Here is a 20,405-nt window from a genome sequence, read left to right as displayed (position 1 = left end):
TACGTGGACCTAGACTGACCGGGTGGTCGCCCGCTTCTCAACCGGTAGAGCCTCCTCTGTCCGGACGAGGCTGGCCCACCCGGTCGTTCTGGTTCTGATCGGGATCGCGTCGGTGCAGGTCGGCGCGACCTTCGCGAAGTCGCTCTTCGACGAGGTCACCCCGACGGCCATGGTGTGGCTGCGGCTGACGCTGTCCGCGCTGATCCTGCTGGCGATCACCCGGCCCAGGGTCCGCGGTCTCTCGCGCCGCGACTGGCTGGTCGTGGTCGCCTTCGGGGCCTCGCTCGGGCTGATGAACTGGGCCATCTACCAGTCCTTCGCCCGGCTCCCGATCGGGATCGCGGTCACCATCGAGTTCATCGGCCCGCTCACGATCGCGCTGGTCACATCGCGTCGGGCCCGCGACCTGGTCTGGGTCGCGCTGGCGGCGGCGGGGGTCGTGCTGCTCGGTCTCGAGCCCGGCCGGATCTCGGTCGCGGGCGTGCTCTTCGCGCTGCTCGCGGGGGTCTGCTGGGCTGCCTACATCGTGCTGTCGAAGGCGACCGGCGCCCGCTGGGAGGGGCTCGACGGCCTCGCCCTGGCCTCCACCGTCGCGGCGGTGGCGCTGACACCTGCGGCGATGGCGTACGCGGACGGGCTCGGCGCTCCGCACGTGTGGCTGGTCGGACTGATCGTGGGCCTGATGTCGTCGGTGATCCCCTACTCCCTCGATCTCGTCGCGCTGCGTTCGATCAAGTCCGGGCTCTACGCGATCCTGATGTCGCTGGAGCCGGCCGCCGGGGCTCTGGCCGCGATCCTGATCCTCCACGAGGGACTCTCGGTCCTGCAGTGGCTGGCGATCGCCTGCGTCGTGGTCGCCTCCGCGGGGGCGACCCGCACCGGGAAGCCCGAGCATCACGTACCGGCGGAGTCGACCCCGGTGTAGTGGGGCGTTTCACACAAGCGACATCGGAACGTCACTGACTCCGAACGTCAGGGTCACTACAGTTTGGTGACAACTCCCCCTCCGCCGCCCGGTCCCCCGCCTGTCCTTGGAGTTGCTCCGTTGTCGACCGTCACCGCACCCGTACACACCGCTGCCGTCACCCAGGTGGCCGCCCTCCTCGCCGCACGCACCGCGGGGCGAATGGTCGGCCCGTTCCTACGACCGATCCAGCTGCTGCTCGCCTGGCCGGTGACCTCCCAGCTCGTCGCCCGCCACAACGCCAAGGCCGCCGAGGAGGCCATCCTGCTGCGGCGTGCCGAGCGTGAGGACGTACAGACCTATCTCCAGCTGCTCGCTTCGGAGAGAATGACCGCATGAACGTTCCGCGGGCGATGGCCGAGTCGACGGTCGCGTTCCGGGACGTGCTCTCCGACGACGGCACCCTGATCCGCGCCTGGACCAACGACCCCGAGGGTGTGATCGAGGGGCCGACGGTGCTGCTGTGCAACGGCCTCGGCACCAGCCCGTGGAACTGGCCGGCGCTGCTGCACACCTCGTGCGGCGTACGCGTCGTCTCCTGGCAACACCGTGGCACCTCCGGCTCCGCGCGGCCGAAGGACCCGGAGCAGACCACCTCGAGGCACTTCGCCGAGGACGCACTGTCGGTGATGGACGCCTTCGCGCTCTCCCGGCCGGTCGTGATGGGCTGGTCGATCGGGGTCAACACCGCGTTCGAGCTGGCCGCGGACCATCCCGAGCGGGTCTCCGGCGTCTTCGGTGTCGCCGGGGTGCCCGGTGACACGTTCAAGTCGATGCTGGGTCCGCTGCGGCTGCCCGCCCCCGCTGCCGCGATCGTGACCCGCACGGCCTCGAGGGTGCTGCGTCGCACCGGCTCCCTGATCACTCCCGTGGCGACGCGTCTGGACCTCGGTCCGCGGGCGATCGAGGTGTTCTCCAGGGCCGGCCTGATCGGCAAGGTCCCGGATCCCGAGCTCGCCGCGGCCGCGCTGGCCGAGTTCCTGACCACCCCCGTCGAGTGGTACTTCCACCTCGCGCTGCGCACCTCGCAGCGCCGTTCGGTCTCATTGCGCCGGATCAAGGTGCCGGTCGTGCTGGTCGCGGGCACCCGCGACCTCATCGCCGGTTCGCGCCACATGTCGCGGGTCGCCGCCGGGGTCAAGAACGGCACCTTCGTCGAGCTCGAGGGCACCCACTTCGTGCAGATGGAGCAGCCCGACCGGGTCCACCAGCTGCTGCTCGCCTTCCTCACCCGGGTCGCCGAGCACCAGCACGCCTGACCTGGTCGGTGGTGGAGCTCGTCGCAACCACCACTCCGGTGACCGTGGCCCTCCGGGCGACGCGGCGCAGGGTGGCGAGCACGGCAGGCCCGAGCAGGGCGATGGCGACGGCGGTGGTGATCGCGCGCACGGTGTCCCAGCTGCTGGTCGAGGTGACCAGGGTGTAGCGCAGGAACGTCGCCAGGTTCTCGCCGACCGCGGCACCGGGATCGTAGGAGAGGTTGCCGCTCGCGCCGGGCACCGTGACGCCGGTGAGCAGCGGCCAGCCCTGCAGGTTGAGGAGGAGCCCGTAGGCGTACGAGGCGAAGACCCCGTACGCCGCCAGCATCCCGATCTCCCGGCGGCCGCTCGCGCGCGGCAGGAACCCGGCGCCCATCGCCACCCAGGCGGCGCCGAGCATCTGGTAGGGCAGCCACGGCCCGACGCCGGCGGTCACGAGCGCGGCGACGAACAGGCCGGTGCAGCCGAGGACGAACCCGAAGGCCGGACCGAAGACCCGGCCGCCGAGGATGAGCATGAAGAAGACCAGCTCCACCCCGCCGGTGCCGGCCGAGACGGCGCGCAGGACGGCCTCGATCGCGCTGAGCACGCCCAGGACCGCGATCATCCGGGTGTCGATGCCGCCCGTGGAGAGCTCGCTCAGCAGCACCACCAGCATCAGCGGCAGCAGCGCGAGGAAGATGAACGGCGGCTGCACCCGGTCGTAGCCGTGGAGCAGCAGCGGCCAGCAGAACATCATCAGCCCGGCCACGGAGATGATCGCGAGCAGGACCGCCGTGCGGGGCGAGAACCTGATCATCCTTCGCCCACCGCCTCGACGATCTCGCGCACGGTCAGCCGGCCCGGGCCGAAGACCTTGCTCACCTGGGGCGCGAACGCGGGCGACTCGGCCGTGACGGTGCGTACGTCACCGGCGGAGACCACCTCGCCGTCGGCGAGCACCACCACGTCGTCTGCCGCCTCGGCGACGAACTCGACGTCGTGGGTCGCCACCAGGACCGCCTTGCCGGCTCCGGTGAGGTCGCGCAGGATCTCCGAGAGCGCGTGCTTGGCGGCGTAGTCGAGGCCGCGGGTCGGCTCGTCGAGGAGCACGACCGGCGGGTCGGCGCTCAGGATCAGCGACAGTGCCAGAGCCAGGCGCTGGCCCTCGGAGAGGTCGCGCGGGTGCTGGTCGTCGGGGATGCCCGGAACGAGGCTGTCCAGGATCTCCCGGGTCCGCGGCCCGCCGGCGTCGCACTCCTCGGCCACCGTCTCCAGGTAGAGCAGATCGGCCGCGGTCTGCGGCAGCAGCCCGACGAGCTCTCGGCGGGCGGCAGGGTCGAGGGTCGCCGGATCCTTGCCGTCCACGGCGACCGACCCGGCCAGCCTTTTCTGGGTCCCCTGCAGCGTCCACAGCAGCGTCGACTTGCCCGACCCGTTGCGTCCCATCAGCGCCGTCACCCGCCCCGCGGGCAGCTCGATCGAGACGTCGTGCAGGACCGGCGTACGTCCTCGGGTGACCGTGACCCCGCTGGTCGAGCCGCCGGAGCCGCTAGGCGGAGGCGTGTCGAGATCAACACGGTCAGCAAGCGCCACGCCCCGTGCCTTCCGCTTCGCATCCCGAACCGTCAGCGGCAGCGGCGACCAGCCGAGCTCGCGGCCGAGCTCGACGAGCGGCGGCACGATGGGCGAGGTCGCCAGGACCTCGGCAGGGTCGCCGACGGCGACGGAGCCGTCGCCGACGAGGAGCGCGATGCGGTCGGCGAACGGCACGACCCGCTCGAGGCGGTGCTCGGCGAGCACGACGGAGGTGCCGAGGTCGTGCACCAGCCGGGTGATGGTGGCGAGCACGTCCTCGGCGGCGGTGGGGTCGAGCGCGGAGGTCGGCTCGTCGAGCACGACGACGCGGGGGTGGGTGGTGAGCACCGAGCCGATCGCGACGCGCTGCTGCTGCCCTCCCGAGAGCGTACGCAGCGACCGCTGCCGGAGCTCGGCGATGCCGAGCAGGTCGAGGGTCTCCTCCACCCGGCGCCGCATGGTCGCCGGCGGGAGGCCGAGCTGCTCCATCCCGTAGGCGAGCTCCTCCTCGACCGTGTCGGTGACGAACCCGGCCACCGGGTCCTGACCGACGTAGCCGATGATCCCGGCGCGCTCGCGCGGTGGGCTGTGGACGATCGAGGTCCCGTCCAGCAGCACGTCACCGTCGAGCACGCCGCCGGAGAAGCGCGGCACCAGGCCGGCGAGCACGCCGAGCAGCGTCGACTTCCCCGAGCCTGTCGGGCCGGAGACGAGCAGCAGCTCGCCCTCCTCGATGGTGAGGTCGACGTCCTTGAGCACGTGTTCGGAGGAGTCCGGCGGGGTGAACGTGATGCCTCGCAGGTCGATCATGCGACTGCCTCCTCGTGGACGAGCGATGATGCCGGTGGCGGGGCGGCGACGGCCGGGACCAGCCCGACGAGCACACCCAGCATGGCGCTCAGCGTGACGGCCGGCACGGTGCTCACTCCCGGAAAGGCGACCGGGACCTGATCGCGGGCGACCCACCAGCCCACGGCGACGACCACGATCCCGCTCGCTGCCACCACGACCTCGGGCCAGCGCCATCGGTCGGGCCGGTAGACGGTCCGCGTCACCCGGCGGCCGGCGAGCGCCAGCCCTCCGGCCGCGGTGCCGACGCCCAGGCTCAGCATGGTGACGGCCAGCCAGCCGGGCGTGGTGCCGTCCAGCACCGCGTAGACACCGGCGCAGAGCCCGACGAGCGAGACCAGCATGAGCGCCGAGGTGATCCGCCGGGTGGCGACCGGGACTCCGGCCGTACGCCCGTAGCCGCGCGTGTCCATGCCCGCGGCCAGCGCCATCGACCGCTCCAGGGCGTCCTCGAGCACCGGCACCAGGAAGCGGCGCAGTCGCTTGACCTTCCCGGTCGCACCGGCGCGCAGCCGTTGCGCGGCACGCACCCGCTGCACCGACTCGGCCAGCTGCGGCAGCACCGTCACGGCGACCACGACAGCGGTGCCGATCTCGTAGAGCGCCGGCGGCAGCGAGCGCAGCAGCCGCTTCGGGTTCGCCAGTGCGTTGGCCGCGCCGACGCAGATCACGATGACACCCAGCCGTAGCCCGTCGTAGAGGCCGGCCAGCAGCGCCTCCCGGGTGAGCGGCCCGAGCAGCCGGATCCCCAGCACCCACTCCGGGAGCGGGATCTCGGGCAGGTCGAGGAGTACGTGACCCGGCACGGCGCCCAGGAGCACCCGGAACAGCACCCGGGTCACGACGATGAACACCGCGAGGCCGACGTAGAGCCGGAACGCCTTCGCCCACGGCTGATCACCGCGGCGCGCGGCGACCACCACCGACACCACCCCCACCACGAGCAGGAGCAGCAACGGGTTGGTGGTGAACGAGGCGTACGCAGCCATGCCGATCGCCCACACCCACCAGGCGACGGGGTGCAGATCACGCGGAAGGCGCGCGACCGCAGCCTCACGGACCAGCTCGCTCATCGCCGACGCCACCACACGACACCGGCGAGGGTGAAGAGTCCGAGGATCCCCGCGGGCGCGACCCAGGCGGGCAGATGCTCAGGCCCGGAGTCCGGATCCGTCGATTCCTCCGGAGATAACTCCGGCGACGGGCTTGAGGGCGCCCCCACAGCATCCCCAAGCTCCGTCGCCGGAGCGGTAACGACATCGTCGTCTATCCACGTGAACGCAACACCCTGCCCGGAGGTCACGCTGATTTCGGTAACATTTCTGGAGGCGTAGCTCCAGGCCCCCGAATCGTCGGTGATCCACAGCGACCAGTACGCGTCGGCAGGCGGCATCTGGGCGCAACCGGCGGATTTCGGCCGCTCATCGACGCGACATACGACGCTGGGCATCGAGGTCACATAGGTGAGCGGATGTCCCGCCTTCTCGAAGAGGTCGGCGCCGGTGTCGCCCTCCCCGGGCTGGACACAGCTCACCTCCGGGTCGCCGCCCAGCGCGTTGGGCTCGACGACGACGGTGACGCCGTCACACCCCTCGGCGGCAGAGGATGCGGAGACGGTCGTGAAGACGGGTGCGGTGGCCCCGGCAAGGATCGCCAGGGCCACCGAGGTGGACCGCAGGATCAGCACGAGCTCTTCGCGGTCGCGTCCTTGGGCAGGAAGACCAGCGACGGCAGCGCCTGAGCGGCCGCGAGGCGATACATCCCCTCGGACTCCTTGGTCAGCCCCTTGGTGTTGCCCTCGGTCAGCGCGGCGTCGTCGTAGGCGACCGCGCCGGCGTCGTCACCACAGGTCACGACGTGGTCGGCGACCCAGGTCGCCGCCTTCTCCGCGGCGTCGGCCTCACCGGCACGCCCGAACGCCCACCCGGCCAGGCCGGTGGTGTTGGAGTTGGCGATGTTGCCGGTCGCCGCCTTGAACGACCCGTCCTTCGCCTGGGTCTCCTTCAGCCACTCCACGCCTGCCTCGACGGCCTTCTCCGCCTCCGGCGAGGCCACGCCGGAGAGGGCGATCAGCGCGAACGCGGTGGCGTCGGCGTCCGGGACGGCCTTCGGGTCGGCGTCGCAGGTCTGGTCGGCAGCGGTGGGGTCGGCCGCGAAGGTGACCCGGAACCACCCCTCCTCGCACTGCTGCCCGGCCAGGAACTCCGTCGCGGCCGCGGCCTTCTTGCTCTCGGCGTTGTTCAGTGCCCACACGGCGTACGACTGTCCGATGGTGTTGGAGTAGTCGGCCGCCTCCTTGTTCTTGGGGTCGAGCTTGTCGGCGATGCGGCCGTTGGCGGCGACCGTGCCCTCGAGCTGCTTCAGCAGACCGGGGTCGGAGGCGTCCACGTTCTGCTGGAGGACCAGCGCCTTCGCGGTGGACCCGGCCGAGGTGACGGTGCCGAACCCGGGTGAGGTGTAGGCCTTCTTGTTGGCCATCACGGCCGAGGCGATCGTGGAGAGCTCCTCGTCGTAGCCGCCGACCTCTGCCAGCGCGATCCCGATGTCGGCGCTGAGCCCGAAGTCGTCGGTGCCGTACTGCGCGTTGTGGGCCACACCCTCCGGCGCCTGGGCCACGAGCCAGTCGGCCACCGAGGTCGACACCTTGGCGTCGTAGGTGGACTTCTCCCCCTCCTCGATGGCTTTCTCGCCACAGCCGGCGAGCGAGGTGAGGGCGAGAGCGGCGGCGATGCCACCGAGGACGGTCTTCTTCATGGTTCCTTCCGCGCTGTTCGTCGGGAAGGCCCAGGGCCGACCCGCTGCTTTCCACGACAGCGTCAGGTCAGTACGCGTCCGTCGGCAGGTGCTCCGGCTCACTCGGGTCGCGGTCGGCGTCCCGGGCCTACGGTTGCGGGTCAGCGCCGGGATTCGACCGGCTTCCCCCACCACGGCGTGTGTTGATTGAGGCTCTGCTTGTTTCGGGGCAATCCTATGCCTGGCGAGCGCCTCTTGCGGGATCGCCGACGAGCAGTCACTCTGTCCCCATGCGCCACAGGATTCTCGGCCTTGTCGCACTATCGATCTCGGCCACCCTTCTCGCTCTCTGCCCGACCACGACGGCGGTCGCGCAACCGGCTCGGACCTCGGTCACGTACGCAGATCTGGTCGCCATGTTCGGCGACAGGGTCGGCGACAGGAAGACCGTCGAGACCGGGCTGCCGACCCTCAACCGCGCCATGTCAGACGCCCGGATCACGACCCCCTACCGGCAGGCGGCCTACCTGACCACGCTTGCCCACGAGAGCTCCTTCCACCACGACGCCAAGGGCCGCGACAAGCGGAAGTACGCCGGCCGTGGCTACATCCAGCTGACTGGCGAGGCCAACTACACCGACGCCGGCGCCTACCTCGGGATCGACCTGCGCCGCCGCCCGGAGCTGGCCAGGTCGCTGGACCACAGCGCGCCGATCTCGCGGTGGTACTGGACCGTCGCCCGCGACATCAACCCGCTCGCCGACGTCCTCGACATGGGTGCGGTCAACGCGGCGATCGGGTATCCGTACAACAAGGAGGAGGACACCGAGCGCTGCCGCGACTTCAAGGCCGCGCTGAAGCACCTCAACGGGTCGGTGCCCAAGGGGATCGACTGCACCCGCCCGAAGAAGGCGAGCAGCCAGGACCGCACCCCGGACGCGTCCTAGCAGACGTACGTCACTTCTTCGTGCGCTTGTCGCTGACCGCGATCGCCGAGGTGCCCTCGTCCTTGAGCTCGAAGAGGTCAATCGCCTTGATCAGCTTGGTCCAGGTGGCGTACCCGTAGTTGCGCGGGTCCTCGGAGGACTGGTTGCGGATGCGCGAGACGACCGTGCCGACCAGGGCCCAGCCGTCGTCGTCGGCGGCCGCCGCGATGGAGTTGCGCAGCAGCTGGATCAGCCGGGCGTTGCGCTTCAGGAGTTGTCCCGAAGTCGCCGAGGAGGACGGCTTGCGGGCGGGCGTGGCACCGGCCTCGGTGTCAGCCTCGGTCTCCTCCTCGGAGCCGCCGAGCTTCTCCACCACGGTGAACCGGGTGCAGGCGCTCTTGAACGGCGCCGGCGTCTTCTCCCGGCCGTAGCCGTAGACCGCGCGCCCCTTCTCCCGCAGGTAGTGCACCAGCGGCGTGAAGTCGGAGTCGGAGGAGACCAGCGCGAACGCGTCCGGGACCGCCGCATGTAGCAGCTCCACGGCGTCGATCGCGAGCGCCATGTCGGAGGCGTTCTTGTGCGCGGTCAGGTCGAACTGCTGCATCGGCCTGATCGCGGCGTCGTGCAGCTCCTCGATCCACCCCTTGAGCTCGGGCTTGGTCCAGTTGCCGTACGCCCGGCGGATCGTCACCTCCCCGTATTCGGCCAGGTCGTTCAAGATCGCGTCGATCTTGGACGCGGGGGCGTTGTCGGCGTCGATGAGCAGCGCGATGCGGAAGGGCTCGGTCACGCGGACAGTCTGCCAGTGCACCCCATCGCCGAGTCGGCTCATCCTGACCAAAACGACCGCCGAGTCGGCGCGTCATGACGCGCCGACTCGGCGGGATTTGTTGTCAGGACGAGCCGACTCGGCGTGGAGTCAGGCGAGCTTCTCCAGGATCAGCTCGCGGACGCGCTTGGCGTCGGCCTTGCCGCCGGTCGACTTCATCACCGCGCCGATGAGCGCACCGGCCGCGGCCTGGTTGCCGCCGCGGATCTTCTCGGCGACCGCGGGCTGGGCGGCGATGGCCTCGTCGACGGCGGCACCGAGGGCGCCGTCGTCGGAGACCACGGCGAGACCGCGGGCGTCGATGATCTCGGCGACCGTGCCCTCACCTGCGAGCAGGCCCTCGAAGACCTGGCGGGCAAGCTTGTCGGTCAGCGAACCGCCGTCGACCAGCTTCTGCACCTCGGCGACCTGCACCGGGGTGACACCGAGCTCGGCGAGCTCGACGCCACGGTCGTTGGCGCTGCGGGAGAGCTCGGCCATCCACCACTTACGGGCGGCCTGCGCGGAGGCTCCTTCGGCGACCGTCGCCTCGATCAGCGACAGGGCGCCGGCGGCCCAGACGTCCCGCATCTCCAGCTCGGAGTAGCCCCACTCGACCTGCAGGCGGGCCCGCTTGTCAGCGGTGCGCTCCGGCAGGCTCGCCCGCAGCTCCTCGACCCACTCCCGCGCCGGGGCCACGGGCACCAGGTCGGGCTCGGGGAAGTAGCGGTAGTCGTCGGCGTCCGACTTCGGCCGGCCTGCCGAGGTGGTCCCGGTGTCCTCGTGGAAGTGGCGGGTCTCCTGGAAGATCGCCTCCCCCGCGTCGAGGATCCCGGCGTGGCGCGACATCTCGAAACGTACGGCCCGCTCGACCGAGCGCAGCGAGTTCACGTTCTTCGTCTCGGTGCGGGTGCCGAGCTTGTCCGATCCCTTCGCGGACAGCGACAGGTTGACGTCGCAGCGCATCGAGCCCTGGTCCATGCGTACGTCGGAGACGCCCAGGCCCAGCAGGATCTCGCGCAGCGCGGCGACGTAGGCCTTCGCCACCAGCGGCGCCTTGGCGCCGGTGCCGATGATCGGACGGGTGACGATCTCGATCAGGGGGATGCCCGCACGGTTGTAGTCGACCAGCGAGTAGTCGGCGCCGTGGATGCGGCCGGTCGCGCCACCGATGTGGGTGGTCTTGCCGGTGTCCTCCTCCATGTGGGCGCGCTCGATCTCGACCCGGTAGGTCTCCCCCTCGACCTCGACGTCGAGGTAGCCGTCGTAGACGATCGGCTCGTCGTACTGGGAGGTCTGGAAGTTCTTCGGCATGTCCGGGTAGAAGTAGTTCTTCCGGGCGAACCGGCACCACTCGGCGATCGAGCCGTTGAGCGCGAGGCCGATCCGGATGGCGCTCTCCACGGCCTTCGCGTTCACGACCGGCATCGAGCCGGGCAGGCCGAGGCAGGTCGGGCAGACCTGGGAGTTGGGCTCGCCGCCGAACGTCGCCGGGCAGCCGCAGAACATCTTGGTGTTGGTGTTGAGCTCGACGTGCACCTCGAGCCCGAAAGCCGGGTCGTAGCGCTCCAGCACCTCGTCGAACTCGACCAGGGTCTCGGTCATCGGGCCACCTCCAGCTTGTCGATCGAGAGCACCGGACCGATGGCGGCCTCGAGGGCAGCACCGACGCGGTAGAGACGGGCGTCCTCCAGGACCGGAGCCAGGAGCTGTACGCCGACGGGCAGCCCGTCCACGTCGGAGACCCCGGCCGGGATGGAGATGCCGGGCGTGCCGGCCAGGTTGGCCGGGATGGTGGCCAGATCCTGCATGTACATGGCCAGCGGGTCGTCGAGCTTCGCACCCAGCGGGAACGCGGTCGACGGGGAGGTCGGCGAGACCAGCACGTCGACCTGCTCGAAGGCCTTCTTGAAGTCCTCGATGATCAGCGTGCGGATCTTCTGCGCCTGACCGTAGTAGGCGTCGTAGTAGCCGCTCGACAGGGCGTAGGTGCCGAGGATGATCCGGCGCTTGACCTCGTCACCGAAGCCCGCGTCGCGGGAGGCCTTCATCACGTCCTCGGCCGACGGGTCCCCGGACGGGGTGACCCGCAGGCCGTAGCGCATCGCATCGAACTTGGCCAGGTTGGAGGAGCACTCCGCCGGCAGGATCAGGTAGTAGGCCGCCATCGCGTGCTCGAAGCTCGGCGTGGAGACCTCCACGACATCGGCACCCAGCTTGGTGAGCAGGTCGACCGACTCGTTGAACTTGCTCATCACGTCCGGGGCCCAGCCCTCGCCCGCGAGCTCCTTGATGACGCCGACCTTCACGCCCTTCAGGTCGCCGGTCAGGCCGGCGCGGGCGGCGTCGACGAGCCCGGTCACCGGGGTCGTCGTCGAGGTCGAGTCGAGCGGGTCGTGACCGCCGATGAGCTCGTGCAGGAGCGCCGAGTCGAGGACCGTGCGGGTCACCGGACCGACCTGGTCCAGCGAGTTGGCCAGGGCGACCAGGCCGTAGCGGGAGACCGACCCGTAGGTCGGCTTCACGCCGACGGTGCCGGTGACCGCGCCCGGCTGGCGGATCGAGCCACCGGTGTCGGTGCCGAGCGCCAGCGGCGCCTCGAAGGCGGCGACGGCCGCGGCCGAGCCACCGCCGGAGCCGCCGGGGATCCGGTCGAGCTTCCACGGGTTCTTCGTCGGGCCGTAGGCGGAGTGCTCGGTGGAGGAGCCCATCGCGAACTCGTCCATGTTGGTCTTGCCCAGGATCGGCAGACCGGCGGCCTTGATCTTCTTGACCACGGTCGCGTCGTAGGGCGGGATCCAGCCCTCGAGGATCTTGGAGCCGCAGGTCGTCGGCAGACCGGTGGTGGTCAGCACGTCCTTGACCGCGATCGGTACGCCATCGAGGGCATGCAGCGCGTTGCCGTCCGCCCGGCGCGCGTCGGAGGCGGCGGCCTGGCTCAGCGCACCCTCGGTGTCGATGTGCAAGAAGGCGTGGACGTCGCCGTCGACCGCGGCGATCCGGTCGAGGTGGGCCTGGGTCAGCTCGACCGAGGTGGTCTCGCCGGCGGCGAGCGCGTCGATCAGCTCGGCGGCGGTCTTCTCGATGATGCTCACTGCTCGTCCCCCAGGATCCGCGGCACCGAGAATCGCTGCTCCTCGACGGCGGGCGCACCGGAGAGCGCCTGCTCCGGCGTCAGGCCGGGCACGACGACGTCCTCACGGAAGACGTTGGTCATCGGAAGCGGGTGGGAGGTGGCAGGCACGTCGTCGCCGGCAAGCCCCTGGATCGAGGCGACGGACTCGAGGATCACCTGCAGCTGCGGGGCAAGGTGATCGAGCTCGGCGTCGCTGAGGTCGATGCGGGCGAGGTCGGCCAGGTGCGCGACCTCGTCGCGGGTGATTTCTGGCATGCCGCACATCCTAGGCGGCCGAACGCCCATCTCTCACCTCGGCCGTGCCCGTGCCCGACGGGAGTTCTGCGCACATACAACCGATCAGTGGCCCCACCGCGTCCTCAACCCTGACAATCGGCTCGAGAGATCGGATGGATCGATGGCGAGACCCCCAACCAAGGAGCAGTTCGACGAGTTCGCCCAGGTTGCCTGGCCGCGGCTCTATCGCTCTGCCTACCTGCTCGTCGGGGACCACGCCAGCGCGGAGGACCTGGTCCAGACGGCGTTGGCGAAGACCTTCGGTAACTGGGGCCGGGTGCGCACGCTCGAAGCCGCCCCCGCCTACGCCAGGCAGGTGCTGTTCAACACCGCGATGAGCTGGTTCCGGAAGGCTTCGTGGAACCGCGAGAAGCCCACCGAGGTCCTCCCCACGACCTCGGACAGGGCACCGAGACCGCCGTCGCGCTCGGCGACCGGATCGGCTGGACCTCCGAGGGGCAGCTGATCCGGGCGACGGGGACGAAGGTGGAGACCTGCGACGAGATCGGTCAGGGGTGCACCGACGCCCCGATCACCCTCGAGAAGCGCGTCTCGACCATCAGCGGGACGATGAACCAGTCCTGACCGCCTGCGGGCCTACTGCGTCTTTTTCGGGCCTCCGCCGTTGGACGGCTTGTCGGTAGGCCTGCCGGCCGAGCCGGGCTGCCCGGTCGCGGCCTGGGTCGGGGCGGCCCCGCGGGTGGGATCGGCCGACGGGGTCGGGTCGGCGGTCTCGGTCGGCTGAGCGCTGGCCGTGGCGCCGGCCTGACCCGGGGTGCTCTCCGGCGCCTGGGTCGGGTCCACGGTGGTCTCCGGAGCCGGGCTTCGCTCGATCGACGGCTTCTCGTCCTCGGCGCGCGACTTCTTCTCGAGCGCCCCGTGGACGTCGCCGACCTCGGGCACCTTCGGGCTGCCCACCGGGGCCGCGAGCGCGACCAGTCCGGCGAGCAGCACCGAGGTGAACGCCAGCACCAGCCCACCGCGCCGGGCCGCGGGGGCGGCTGCCGCCGCGCTCCAGGCCCAGATCCGCTCGCGGCGGCGGCGCAGGTCGGCGGGCAGGTCGCTGCGGATCGCCGCCCAGCTGTTGATCGGGGCCAGCGCGTAGCCGATCCCCTGGAAGCCGAGCAGTGCCGCGACGGCGACCCCGGTCGCCCCGCCGGTCACACCGACCGTGACCGCGACCATCAGACAGACCACGGCTGCGACGGACTCCACCAGGTTGCCCCGCACCACGTCACGCAACCGGGGCTGCCCCTTGATCTTCGGTGTACGCAGGAAGGTGCCCTCGCGCGAGACCAGCCCGAGCCAGGAGGCCCGCGTGACGGTCACCCCGAGCGCGAGCCAGAGCCCGAAGGCACCGAGCGCGTCCGCCCAGGAGGCGCCACCGCGGAGCCGGACCAGCGCGATCGAGCGGGCCGCGCCGAAGAGCACCAGCGCGACGGCGGCGAACAGCAGGAGCCCCGAGAGGCGGCGTACGACCAGACCCCCGCCGAGCATCAGGTCGAGCGCACCCGAGATCAGGAAGAAGGTGAACAGTGCACCGGCGAGGTCACCGAACCACTGCAGCCCGCCGACGAGGTAGGCCCAGCGCTGCGCCAGCGTCAGCTGGTTGTCCTCGGTGCGTTGCCCGGGCAGCAGCGAGCGCCAGTGCATCCGCAGGATCTGGATGCCGCCGAAGCACCACCGGAACCGCTGCTTCTTGAGCGTCTCGAAGGTCAGCGGCATCACACCGTGGCCGTAGGAGCGGTCGACGTGCATCCCGTTGTAGCCCATCTTCAGCAGCCGCAGCGACAGCTCGGCGTCCTCGGTGATGCACCACTCGTCCCAGCCGCCGGAGCGGACCAGCGCGGAGGCCCGGATCAGCCCCATGGTGCCGCCGAAGATGGCGCCGTTGCGCTCGTTGCGGGAGACCTGGCTGACGTCGAAGAAGTAGCCGTAGGAGTGGTAGAGGCGGCGGAAGTAGGGCGAGACGTCCCAGTCCCGGTAGTCCTGAGGCGTCTGCACGAAGGCCACCGACTCGTCGGTGAACAGCGGGGCGTTGTGGGCCAGGAAGTCCGGGGCGACGTGGTAGTCGGCGTCGACGATCCCGACGACCTCGGTGCGCGGGTTCATCCTGGTCAGCGCGTAGTTCAGCGCTCCGGACTTGAAGCCCGGCCAGTTCGCCAGGTGGATGAAGCTGACTCCGTCGTACTGCTCGCAGAAGTCCTGCACCGGGCGCCACAGCGCGGGGTCGTCGGTGTTGTTGTCGATGACCAGGATCTCGTACGCGTCGTAGTCCAGCTCGAGCATCCGCTGGAGCGTCTCGATGACCATCTCGGGCGGCTCGTTGTGGGTCGGGACGTGCAGGCTCACGAACGGTCGACCCCAGCCCGGGTGGTGCTCACCCCGCGTCGGCCATCCGCGCCAGCGGCGCCGGGCGAGCACGTCGACCATCTCCCACAGGTAGCCGACGCCGATCAGGAAGACGAAGACCTCCAGCAGCCACAGCACGCTCGACAGCGTCGTCGTCCACACCCCGGGGTGGGTCGTGACCGTCCACAGCCCCACATAGGTCAGGTAGAGCAGGCCCACGTCGATGGTGAGGGCCCAGGCGACCAGACCGCGTACGTCCCAGTCCCGCGCCGCGGGCAGCCAGGCCAGCAACGAGGCACCGAGGACGACGCCGCCGATCACGGCCCTGACGATGTCGTGGCCGAGCAGCAGACCGACCCCGAGGGCGAACACCGCGGTGAGGGTCGCCACCTGGATCGCCGTGGCCGCCGCGAGAGAGCCGGTGCGCGGCGTACGGATCATGAACAACAGCACGGTCGCCGGGACCAGCAGGACCGCGGCGACCGTGAGGAGTGGGGGAAGAGCGTCGAGCACGACGCCACACTATGGGGGGTATTTTCTAGCCGAGTCCATTCGGGCCGGACTCCAGCAGGACCTTGAACGCCGCCTCGTCGAGGATCGGGAGGCCCAGCTCCTCGGCCTTGGCGGCCTTGGAGCCGGCACTCTCGCCGACCACGACGTAGTCGGTCTTCTTGGAGACCGAGCCCGCGGCCTTGCCGCCGCGGCTGATGATCGCCTCCTTGGCGCCGTCGCGGGAGAAGTCCACGAGCGACCCGGTGACGACGATGGTCAGGCCCTCGAGGGTGCGCGCCACCGACTCGTCGCGCTCGTCGGCGAGGGAGACCCCGGCGTCGCGCCACTTGTCCACGATCTCCTGGTGCCAGTCGACCTGGCGCCACTCGACGATGGCCTCGGCGATGATCCCGCCGACGCCCTCGGTGCCGGCCAGCTCCTCCTGGGAGGCGGCCCAGATGGCATCCAGCGAGCCGAACTCGGTGGCCAGCGCCCGGGCCGCGGACGGGCCGACGTGGCGGATGGAGAGCGCGACCAGCACCCGCCACAGCGGAACCTGCTTGCGCTCCTCCAGGTTGGCCAGCAGCCCGGCGGCATTGGCGTTGAGCACCCGGTCGCCGGCGCCGGCCTCCTTCTCGGCCTTCTTCGCGGCCCGCGTGAAGAACGCGGTCGTGGCGAGCTTGGCCTCGTCGAGCGAGAAGATGTCGCCCTCGTTGGTGATCACCTCGGCGGCCAGCAGCGCGTCCGCCGCCTCGTAGCCCATCCCCTCGATGTCGAAGGCGCCCCGCCCGGAGGCGAAGAAGACCCGCTCCCGCACCTGCGCCGGGCAGCCGCGGTGGTTGGGGCAGCGCAGGTCCTTGTCGCCTTCCTTCTGCTCGGCGAGCGTGGTGCCGCACGCGGGGCACTCGGTGGGCATCACCCACTCCGGCAGCCCCTCGGGCCGCAGCGGCAGCACCGGGCCGAGGATCTCCGGGATGACGTCGCCGGCCTTGCGAAGGATGACGGTGTCGCCGGGGCGTACGTCCTTCCGCTTGACCTCGTGGGCGTTGTGGAGCGTCGCGCGCTCGACGGTCGAACCGGCGACCTTGGTCGGCTCCATGACGCCGAACGGCGTGACCCGGCCGGTGCGGCCCACGCCGACGTCGATGGCGAGCAGCTTGGCGTTGACCTCCTCCGGCGGGTACTTGTAGGCGATCGCCCACCGTGGCGCGCGGCTGGTCGAGCCGAGGCGGCGCTGCAGCGAGATGTCGTCGACCTTGATCACGACCCCGTCGATCTCGTGCTCGGTGACGTCGTGGCGGTGCTCGCCGAAGTAGCTGATGAACTCCTCGACCTCGGCGAGGCTCTTGAGCACCTTGACCCGCTTGGAGGTGGGCAGCCCCCAGGCCTTCAGCGCGTCGTACGCATGCGACTGAGCCACCGGCTGGAAGCCCTCGCGGGCGCCGATGCCGTGGCAGACCATGCCGAGCGCACGGGTCGCGGTCACCCGCGGGTCCTTCTGGCGCAGGGAGCCGGCGGCGGAGTTGCGCGGGTTGGCGAACATCGGCTTGCCCGCGTCGACCAGCGAGGCGTTGAGCTTGTCGAAGGCCTCGATGGACAAGAAGACCTCGCCGCGCACCTCGACCAGGTCCGGCACAGGGAACTCGTCGGTGCCGGTGAGCCGGTGCGGAATCGACTTGATGGTGCGTACGTTCGGGGTGACGTCCTCGCCGGTGCGCCCGTCGCCACGGGTCAGCGCCCGAACCAGACGGCCCTTCTCGTAGAGCAGGTTGATGGCCAGCCCGTCGACCTTGAGCTCGCACAGCAGCTCGGCCTGACCGGCGCCGTCCTTGGCGACCCGGGCGTGCCAGCCGGCGAGCTCGTCGAACGAGAAGACGTTGTCGAGCGACTCCATCCGCTGCAGGTGGTCGACCGCGGTGAACTCCGTCGAGAACGTGCCACCGACCTTCTGGGTCGGCGAGTCGGGCGTGCGCAGCTCGGGGAACTGCTCCTCGAGCTCGTTGATCCGGCGCCACTTCTGGTCGTAGTCGGCGTCGGAGAGCGTCGGCTCGTCGAGCACGAAGTAGCGGTAGCGAGCGTCCTCGATCTGCTCGGCGAGCTCCTGGTGCTCGTTCTTCTGCTCGGGGCCCGCGTCGGTCACGTCATCGTTCACAGGCACCATCTTGCCTGGTCCCGCCGACATTTCTCGACGCCATACCCACCCGGGCGTTTTCGGCGTTTCCTCGACCCGAACGACACTCAACCCCCTCAATATCGATGCAACCGATCAACACCTGGGTGACGCGGGTCACGACGGGAGGTAAAGAGGGCTACCTTCCTCCCGAGTCGGGCAAGGCGGGCCGACACCAGTCCCCCATTGACCGCCTTGTGAGGTCTGCGTGTTCTCTCGGATCGTGGTGACGCTGTCGGTGGCGCTCGCAATCGTGCTCGCCCCGGTCGGCGCTACGTACGCGCTCGGGCTGGGGAGCGTCTTCTCCAACGCCGCCCTCGAGATCTCGCTCGTGTCGCAGTCGAAGGACGGCGTGGTGATCGATGTCCACGGCACCGACTACAACGGCAAGACACCCGGCATCGAGATCGCGCTCAACCCCTCCGGCTACCTCGGCTCCGGCACCAGGAACACGTTCATCAAGTCGGTCGTCATCAACCCGGACGACCCCGAGGACTGGACCTACCGGTTCACCCTCGACGCCGCCCAGGTCGCCGAGCTCGACCCGGACACCAGCTACCAGATCATGACCATGCGTGGTGGCGGCCGCGACATCTACGACTCCTCCGAGTCGAGGCAGGCGAAGATCCCCTTCGACTTCGACGCGCTCGCCCAGCCCAGCAGCTCGCCGACCCCGGACGAGCCCGCGGACGACACCGGATCCTCCGACGGATCCGGCTCGGGTTCGGGCTCGGGCTCCGGCTCGGGAGCCGGCGGCGGTACGACCTCGGGCCGCCCCGCCGGTGGTGAGTCCGGCGATGGTGCCGGCGCCGGCTCCGGCGACAAGCCGAAGGCCAAGGCGTCCAAGAAGCCGTGGGTCGCGCCCGAGGAGCCGCCGACCGCCAAGGGCGTGACCCTCACCAGGGTCGAGGACGGTTCCGTGGACGCCGAGGACGTCATCCACGCCGAGGCCTCCGGGTTCAAGCCCAACGAGACCGGCATCCGGGTCGTCGTCTACTCGACCCCGCTGGTCCTCTCGACCAGCGTCAAGGCCAACGGCCACGGCGTCGCGAAGTGGTCCGGCCGGCTTCCCAAGGACATCGGCCTCGGCAAGCACACGATCACCTTCCAGGGCTCGGTGAACCGCGGGATCTCGTTCGTCGTGACCGGCACCCCGAGCGACGGCGAGTGCGTCCAGAGCGGTTGCGCCCCGGCGGCGGGAGCCGTGAAGAAAGCGGCCTCGGCCGAGGAGGACGGCGTCGGCGCACTGACCTGGATCATCGTCGCCTCGATGATCGTCCTCGCTCTCGTGGGCGCTGCGGTTGCGATGCTCTCCGGACGCCGCAGGCGCGACCAGGAGTGGGACGAGCCGAGCTACGCGCAGGCGCCGCCGCGCTATCCGTCCGACCCCCGGCAGGCGTCGGGGCCCTACCCGGCCCATCCCCGCCAGCCGCAGCGTCAGCCCCAGTATCCCGCGCAGCATCAGCCCCAGCCGCCTCGTCACGAGACCGAGCTTCCGCGCCGTCTGCCGGACGCGCAGCCGTCGATCCAGCGTCAGCCGAACCGCCGCCAGCCGGCCCCGCAGCACGCAGCCTCCCAGCATGCGGCCCCGCAGCACGCAGCCCCGCAGCACGCGGCTCCCCAGCACGCGGCTCGTCAGCAGCAGCTGCCGCAGCAGCCGGTCCCCCAGCCGACCCATCGTCAGCCGCGCCCGCCGGAGTCGTTCGCCCCGCCGAGCCAGCGATCCCAGGCCTACGAGGGCCAGCGGGTCGCCGGACGCTGAGAGCGCTCAGCCGACCAGCGACTCACCCCGAGCGGCGGTCTCGGCCGCAACTGTCGGCCACAGGGTCTCCAGGGCCGTCTCGAGTCCGGCGAGGACCGGGTCGAGGTCGTCCCCGGGGAACGGAGCGGGCGCCTGCTGGCGTACGACCGCGCAGAAGGCACGGGCGTCCCCCTCAGCCGGATGGCAGCGGACGGTCTCGGCCAACCCGTCGGTCCAGCCGTCGTAGCCGTCGGTGTCACCCTTGGAGCAGGTGAGCGTCGAGGGGCACTTCCGTTTCCCGGCGGGCAGGTTCGGGGCGTGGACCGCGGTGACGGTGCCGCCGCCGGGGGTGGTGCCGACGACGCCGAAGGCACCCTTGCCGTAGGCCGAGACGTCGGCCTTCTCGAAGGAGTCGATGTCGGCGTACGCCTTGGTCTCGAGCAGTCCCGCCGCGATCGCCCCGGCGGTCAGCGCGACCTCGTCGGTGCCGTTGGCACCGGCTGAGGGAAAGCCGCTGACCTGCGCCTTCGTCATCTTCATGGTCGTCTTCGTGCCGAGACGCGGGTCGGTGACCAGGGCGACCAGATCCTCGACGCTGACCTCGAGATCGAGCTTGCGGGGGTCGCCGGTGATCTTCTCGCCGACGTAGGCGGCCCGGCGCTCCTCCCCACCGGAGGCGTAGGAGACCATCAGCTGACCGGGGGTGCCGTCGTCGGTGGCGAGGTCCCAGGCGACGGTGGCCGTACCGGTCTCGGCCTTCACCTCGACACAGCCCGACATCCCGTCGCGGCACCAGGTCGAGAGGAGGTCGTCGTCGACCGGGCCGGCCTTCACCTCCAGCGAGTGATCGGCGCCCCACAGGAGGACGGTGCCGACCTCGTCCTGCTCGAAGTAGAGATCGCCGCCCTCGAACGTCTCCGGCTCGACCGGCACACGCTGGAGCGTGATCGCCGCGATCGCCTCGGGGGTCGCGGGCTGGTTGCCCGGCTTCAGGTCAGCCGGGTCGATGCTCACCGACGGCACGACCGTAGGTTCCTCGCTGGCACTGTCGTCCGCCTCGGTCGAGCTGCTGCCGCAGCCGGCGACCAGCCCGGCACACAGAGCGGTCGCAGCCAGCAGAGCCATCCCCCGTCGTCGCATGA

Annotated in this window: 18 protein-coding genes and 1 riboswitch; of the genes, 6 read left to right on the top strand and 12 right to left on the bottom strand. The window is 70.5% G+C overall.

The window, feature by feature from the left end:
• Positions 1-22: 22 nt before the first annotated feature.
• The 3 genes from ACIRON_RS27660 to ACIRON_RS27650 all read left to right on the top strand — a co-directional run bounded on the left by ACIRON_RS27660 (position 23) and on the right by ACIRON_RS27650 (position 2,223).
• The gene (locus ACIRON_RS27660; RefSeq protein WP_402997657.1) at positions 23-925 is read left to right on the top strand and encodes an EamA family transporter; all 903 of its coding nucleotides are present in this window, start codon (positions 23-25) and stop codon (positions 923-925) included.
• Between the two features lie 120 nt (positions 926-1,045).
• Complete coding sequence (locus ACIRON_RS27655; protein WP_402997654.1) at positions 1,046-1,303, top strand: hypothetical protein; 258 nt, start codon at positions 1,046-1,048, stop codon at positions 1,301-1,303.
• On the top strand, positions 1,300-2,223 hold the full coding sequence (locus ACIRON_RS27650) for an alpha/beta fold hydrolase (RefSeq protein ID WP_402997651.1): 924 nt from the start codon (positions 1,300-1,302) through the stop codon (positions 2,221-2,223). The genes ACIRON_RS27655 and ACIRON_RS27650 overlap by 4 nt, the downstream gene beginning before the upstream one ends.
• Here ACIRON_RS27650 and ACIRON_RS27645 read toward each other — a convergent pair.
• The 5 genes from ACIRON_RS27645 to ACIRON_RS27625 are packed head-to-tail and all read right to left on the bottom strand — an operon-like array spanning position 2,192 to position 7,383.
• Positions 2,192-3,022, bottom strand: coding sequence for an ECF transporter S component (locus tag ACIRON_RS27645; protein WP_402997648.1), 831 nt, complete (start codon positions 3,020-3,022; stop codon positions 2,192-2,194). The genes ACIRON_RS27650 and ACIRON_RS27645 overlap by 32 nt on opposite strands.
• Positions 3,019-4,590, bottom strand: a complete 1,572-nt coding sequence (locus ACIRON_RS27640; RefSeq protein ID WP_402997645.1) for an ABC transporter ATP-binding protein — start codon at positions 4,588-4,590, stop codon at positions 3,019-3,021. Before ACIRON_RS27640 ends, ACIRON_RS27645 begins: the two co-directional genes overlap by 4 nt.
• A complete protein-coding gene (locus tag ACIRON_RS27635) occupies positions 4,587-5,702 on the bottom strand; it encodes a CbiQ family ECF transporter T component (RefSeq protein ID WP_402997642.1) in 1,116 nt (371 codons plus the stop codon). The genes ACIRON_RS27640 and ACIRON_RS27635 overlap by 4 nt, the downstream gene beginning before the upstream one ends.
• Positions 5,699-6,316, bottom strand: coding sequence for a hypothetical protein (locus tag ACIRON_RS27630; RefSeq protein ID WP_402997639.1), 618 nt, complete (start codon positions 6,314-6,316; stop codon positions 5,699-5,701). The genes ACIRON_RS27635 and ACIRON_RS27630 overlap by 4 nt, the downstream gene beginning before the upstream one ends.
• The gene (locus ACIRON_RS27625; RefSeq protein ID WP_402997636.1) at positions 6,310-7,383 is read right to left on the bottom strand and encodes a prenyltransferase/squalene oxidase repeat-containing protein; all 1,074 of its coding nucleotides are present in this window, start codon (positions 7,381-7,383) and stop codon (positions 6,310-6,312) included. Before ACIRON_RS27625 ends, ACIRON_RS27630 begins: the two co-directional genes overlap by 7 nt.
• Before the next feature lie 65 nt (positions 7,384-7,448).
• Positions 7,449-7,573, bottom strand: a riboswitch (cobalamin riboswitch).
• A gap of 79 nt (positions 7,574-7,652) precedes the next feature.
• On the opposite strand from ACIRON_RS27625, the gene ACIRON_RS27620 reads away from it, so the two are divergent.
• Positions 7,653-8,309 (top strand): glycoside hydrolase family 19 protein, encoded by a 657-nt coding sequence (locus ACIRON_RS27620; RefSeq protein ID WP_402997633.1) that lies wholly within the window; start codon positions 7,653-7,655, stop codon positions 8,307-8,309.
• Positions 8,310-8,319: 10 nt separating this feature from the next.
• Here ACIRON_RS27620 and ACIRON_RS27615 read toward each other — a convergent pair whose 3' ends face one another.
• The 4 genes from ACIRON_RS27615 to gatC all read right to left on the bottom strand — a co-directional run bounded on the left by ACIRON_RS27615 (position 8,320) and on the right by gatC (position 12,487).
• Complete coding sequence (locus ACIRON_RS27615) at positions 8,320-9,078, bottom strand: NYN domain-containing protein (RefSeq protein ID WP_402997630.1); 759 nt, start codon at positions 9,076-9,078, stop codon at positions 8,320-8,322.
• A 129-nt stretch (positions 9,079-9,207) separates the two neighbouring features.
• Entirely contained in the window at positions 9,208-10,701 is a 1,494-nt protein-coding gene (gatB, locus tag ACIRON_RS27610; RefSeq protein ID WP_402997627.1) for an Asp-tRNA(Asn)/Glu-tRNA(Gln) amidotransferase subunit GatB, read from the bottom strand.
• Entirely contained in the window at positions 10,698-12,191 is a 1,494-nt protein-coding gene (gene gatA, locus ACIRON_RS27605; protein WP_402997624.1) for an Asp-tRNA(Asn)/Glu-tRNA(Gln) amidotransferase subunit GatA, read from the bottom strand. The genes gatB and gatA overlap by 4 nt, the downstream gene beginning before the upstream one ends.
• The gene (gatC, locus tag ACIRON_RS27600) at positions 12,188-12,487 is read right to left on the bottom strand and encodes an Asp-tRNA(Asn)/Glu-tRNA(Gln) amidotransferase subunit GatC (protein WP_091049380.1); all 300 of its coding nucleotides are present in this window, start codon (positions 12,485-12,487) and stop codon (positions 12,188-12,190) included. The genes gatA and gatC overlap by 4 nt, the downstream gene beginning before the upstream one ends.
• 142 nt (positions 12,488-12,629) lie before the next feature.
• Here gatC and ACIRON_RS27595 point away from each other — a divergent pair, with 142 nt between their 5' ends.
• A complete protein-coding gene (locus tag ACIRON_RS27595) occupies positions 12,630-12,974 on the top strand; it encodes a sigma factor (protein WP_402997621.1) in 345 nt (114 codons plus the stop codon).
• Positions 12,975-13,105: 131 nt separating this feature from the next.
• Here ACIRON_RS27595 and ACIRON_RS27590 read toward each other — a convergent pair whose 3' ends face one another.
• Both ACIRON_RS27590 and ligA read right to left on the bottom strand, forming a co-directional pair.
• Positions 13,106-15,373 (bottom strand): glycosyltransferase family 2 protein, encoded by a 2,268-nt coding sequence (locus tag ACIRON_RS27590; protein WP_402997619.1) that lies wholly within the window; start codon positions 15,371-15,373, stop codon positions 13,106-13,108.
• A gap of 25 nt (positions 15,374-15,398) precedes the next feature.
• A complete protein-coding gene (gene ligA / locus ACIRON_RS27585; RefSeq protein ID WP_402997812.1) occupies positions 15,399-17,513 on the bottom strand; it encodes an NAD-dependent DNA ligase LigA in 2,115 nt (704 codons plus the stop codon).
• Positions 17,514-17,730: 217 nt separating this feature from the next.
• On the opposite strand from ligA, the gene ACIRON_RS27580 reads away from it, so the two are divergent.
• Positions 17,731-19,284 carry a hypothetical protein gene (locus ACIRON_RS27580; RefSeq protein ID WP_402997616.1) on the top strand — a complete coding sequence of 518 codons (1,554 nt, stop codon included), beginning with the start codon at positions 17,731-17,733 and terminating at the stop codon, positions 19,282-19,284.
• Between the two features lie 6 nt (positions 19,285-19,290).
• On the opposite strand, the gene ACIRON_RS27575 is transcribed toward ACIRON_RS27580, so the two are convergent.
• Complete coding sequence (locus tag ACIRON_RS27575; RefSeq protein WP_402997613.1) at positions 19,291-20,403, bottom strand: hypothetical protein; 1,113 nt, start codon at positions 20,401-20,403, stop codon at positions 19,291-19,293.
• Between the last annotated feature and the right edge of the window lie 2 nt (positions 20,404-20,405).

The sequence above is a fragment of the Nocardioides sp. NPDC101246 genome (genome assembly GCF_044767415.1).
Classification (GTDB): domain Bacteria; phylum Actinomycetota; class Actinomycetes; order Propionibacteriales; family Nocardioidaceae; genus Nocardioides.
The sequence above is the reverse complement of the archived record's forward strand: the minus strand, read 5'-3'. Positions and strand labels throughout refer to the sequence as shown.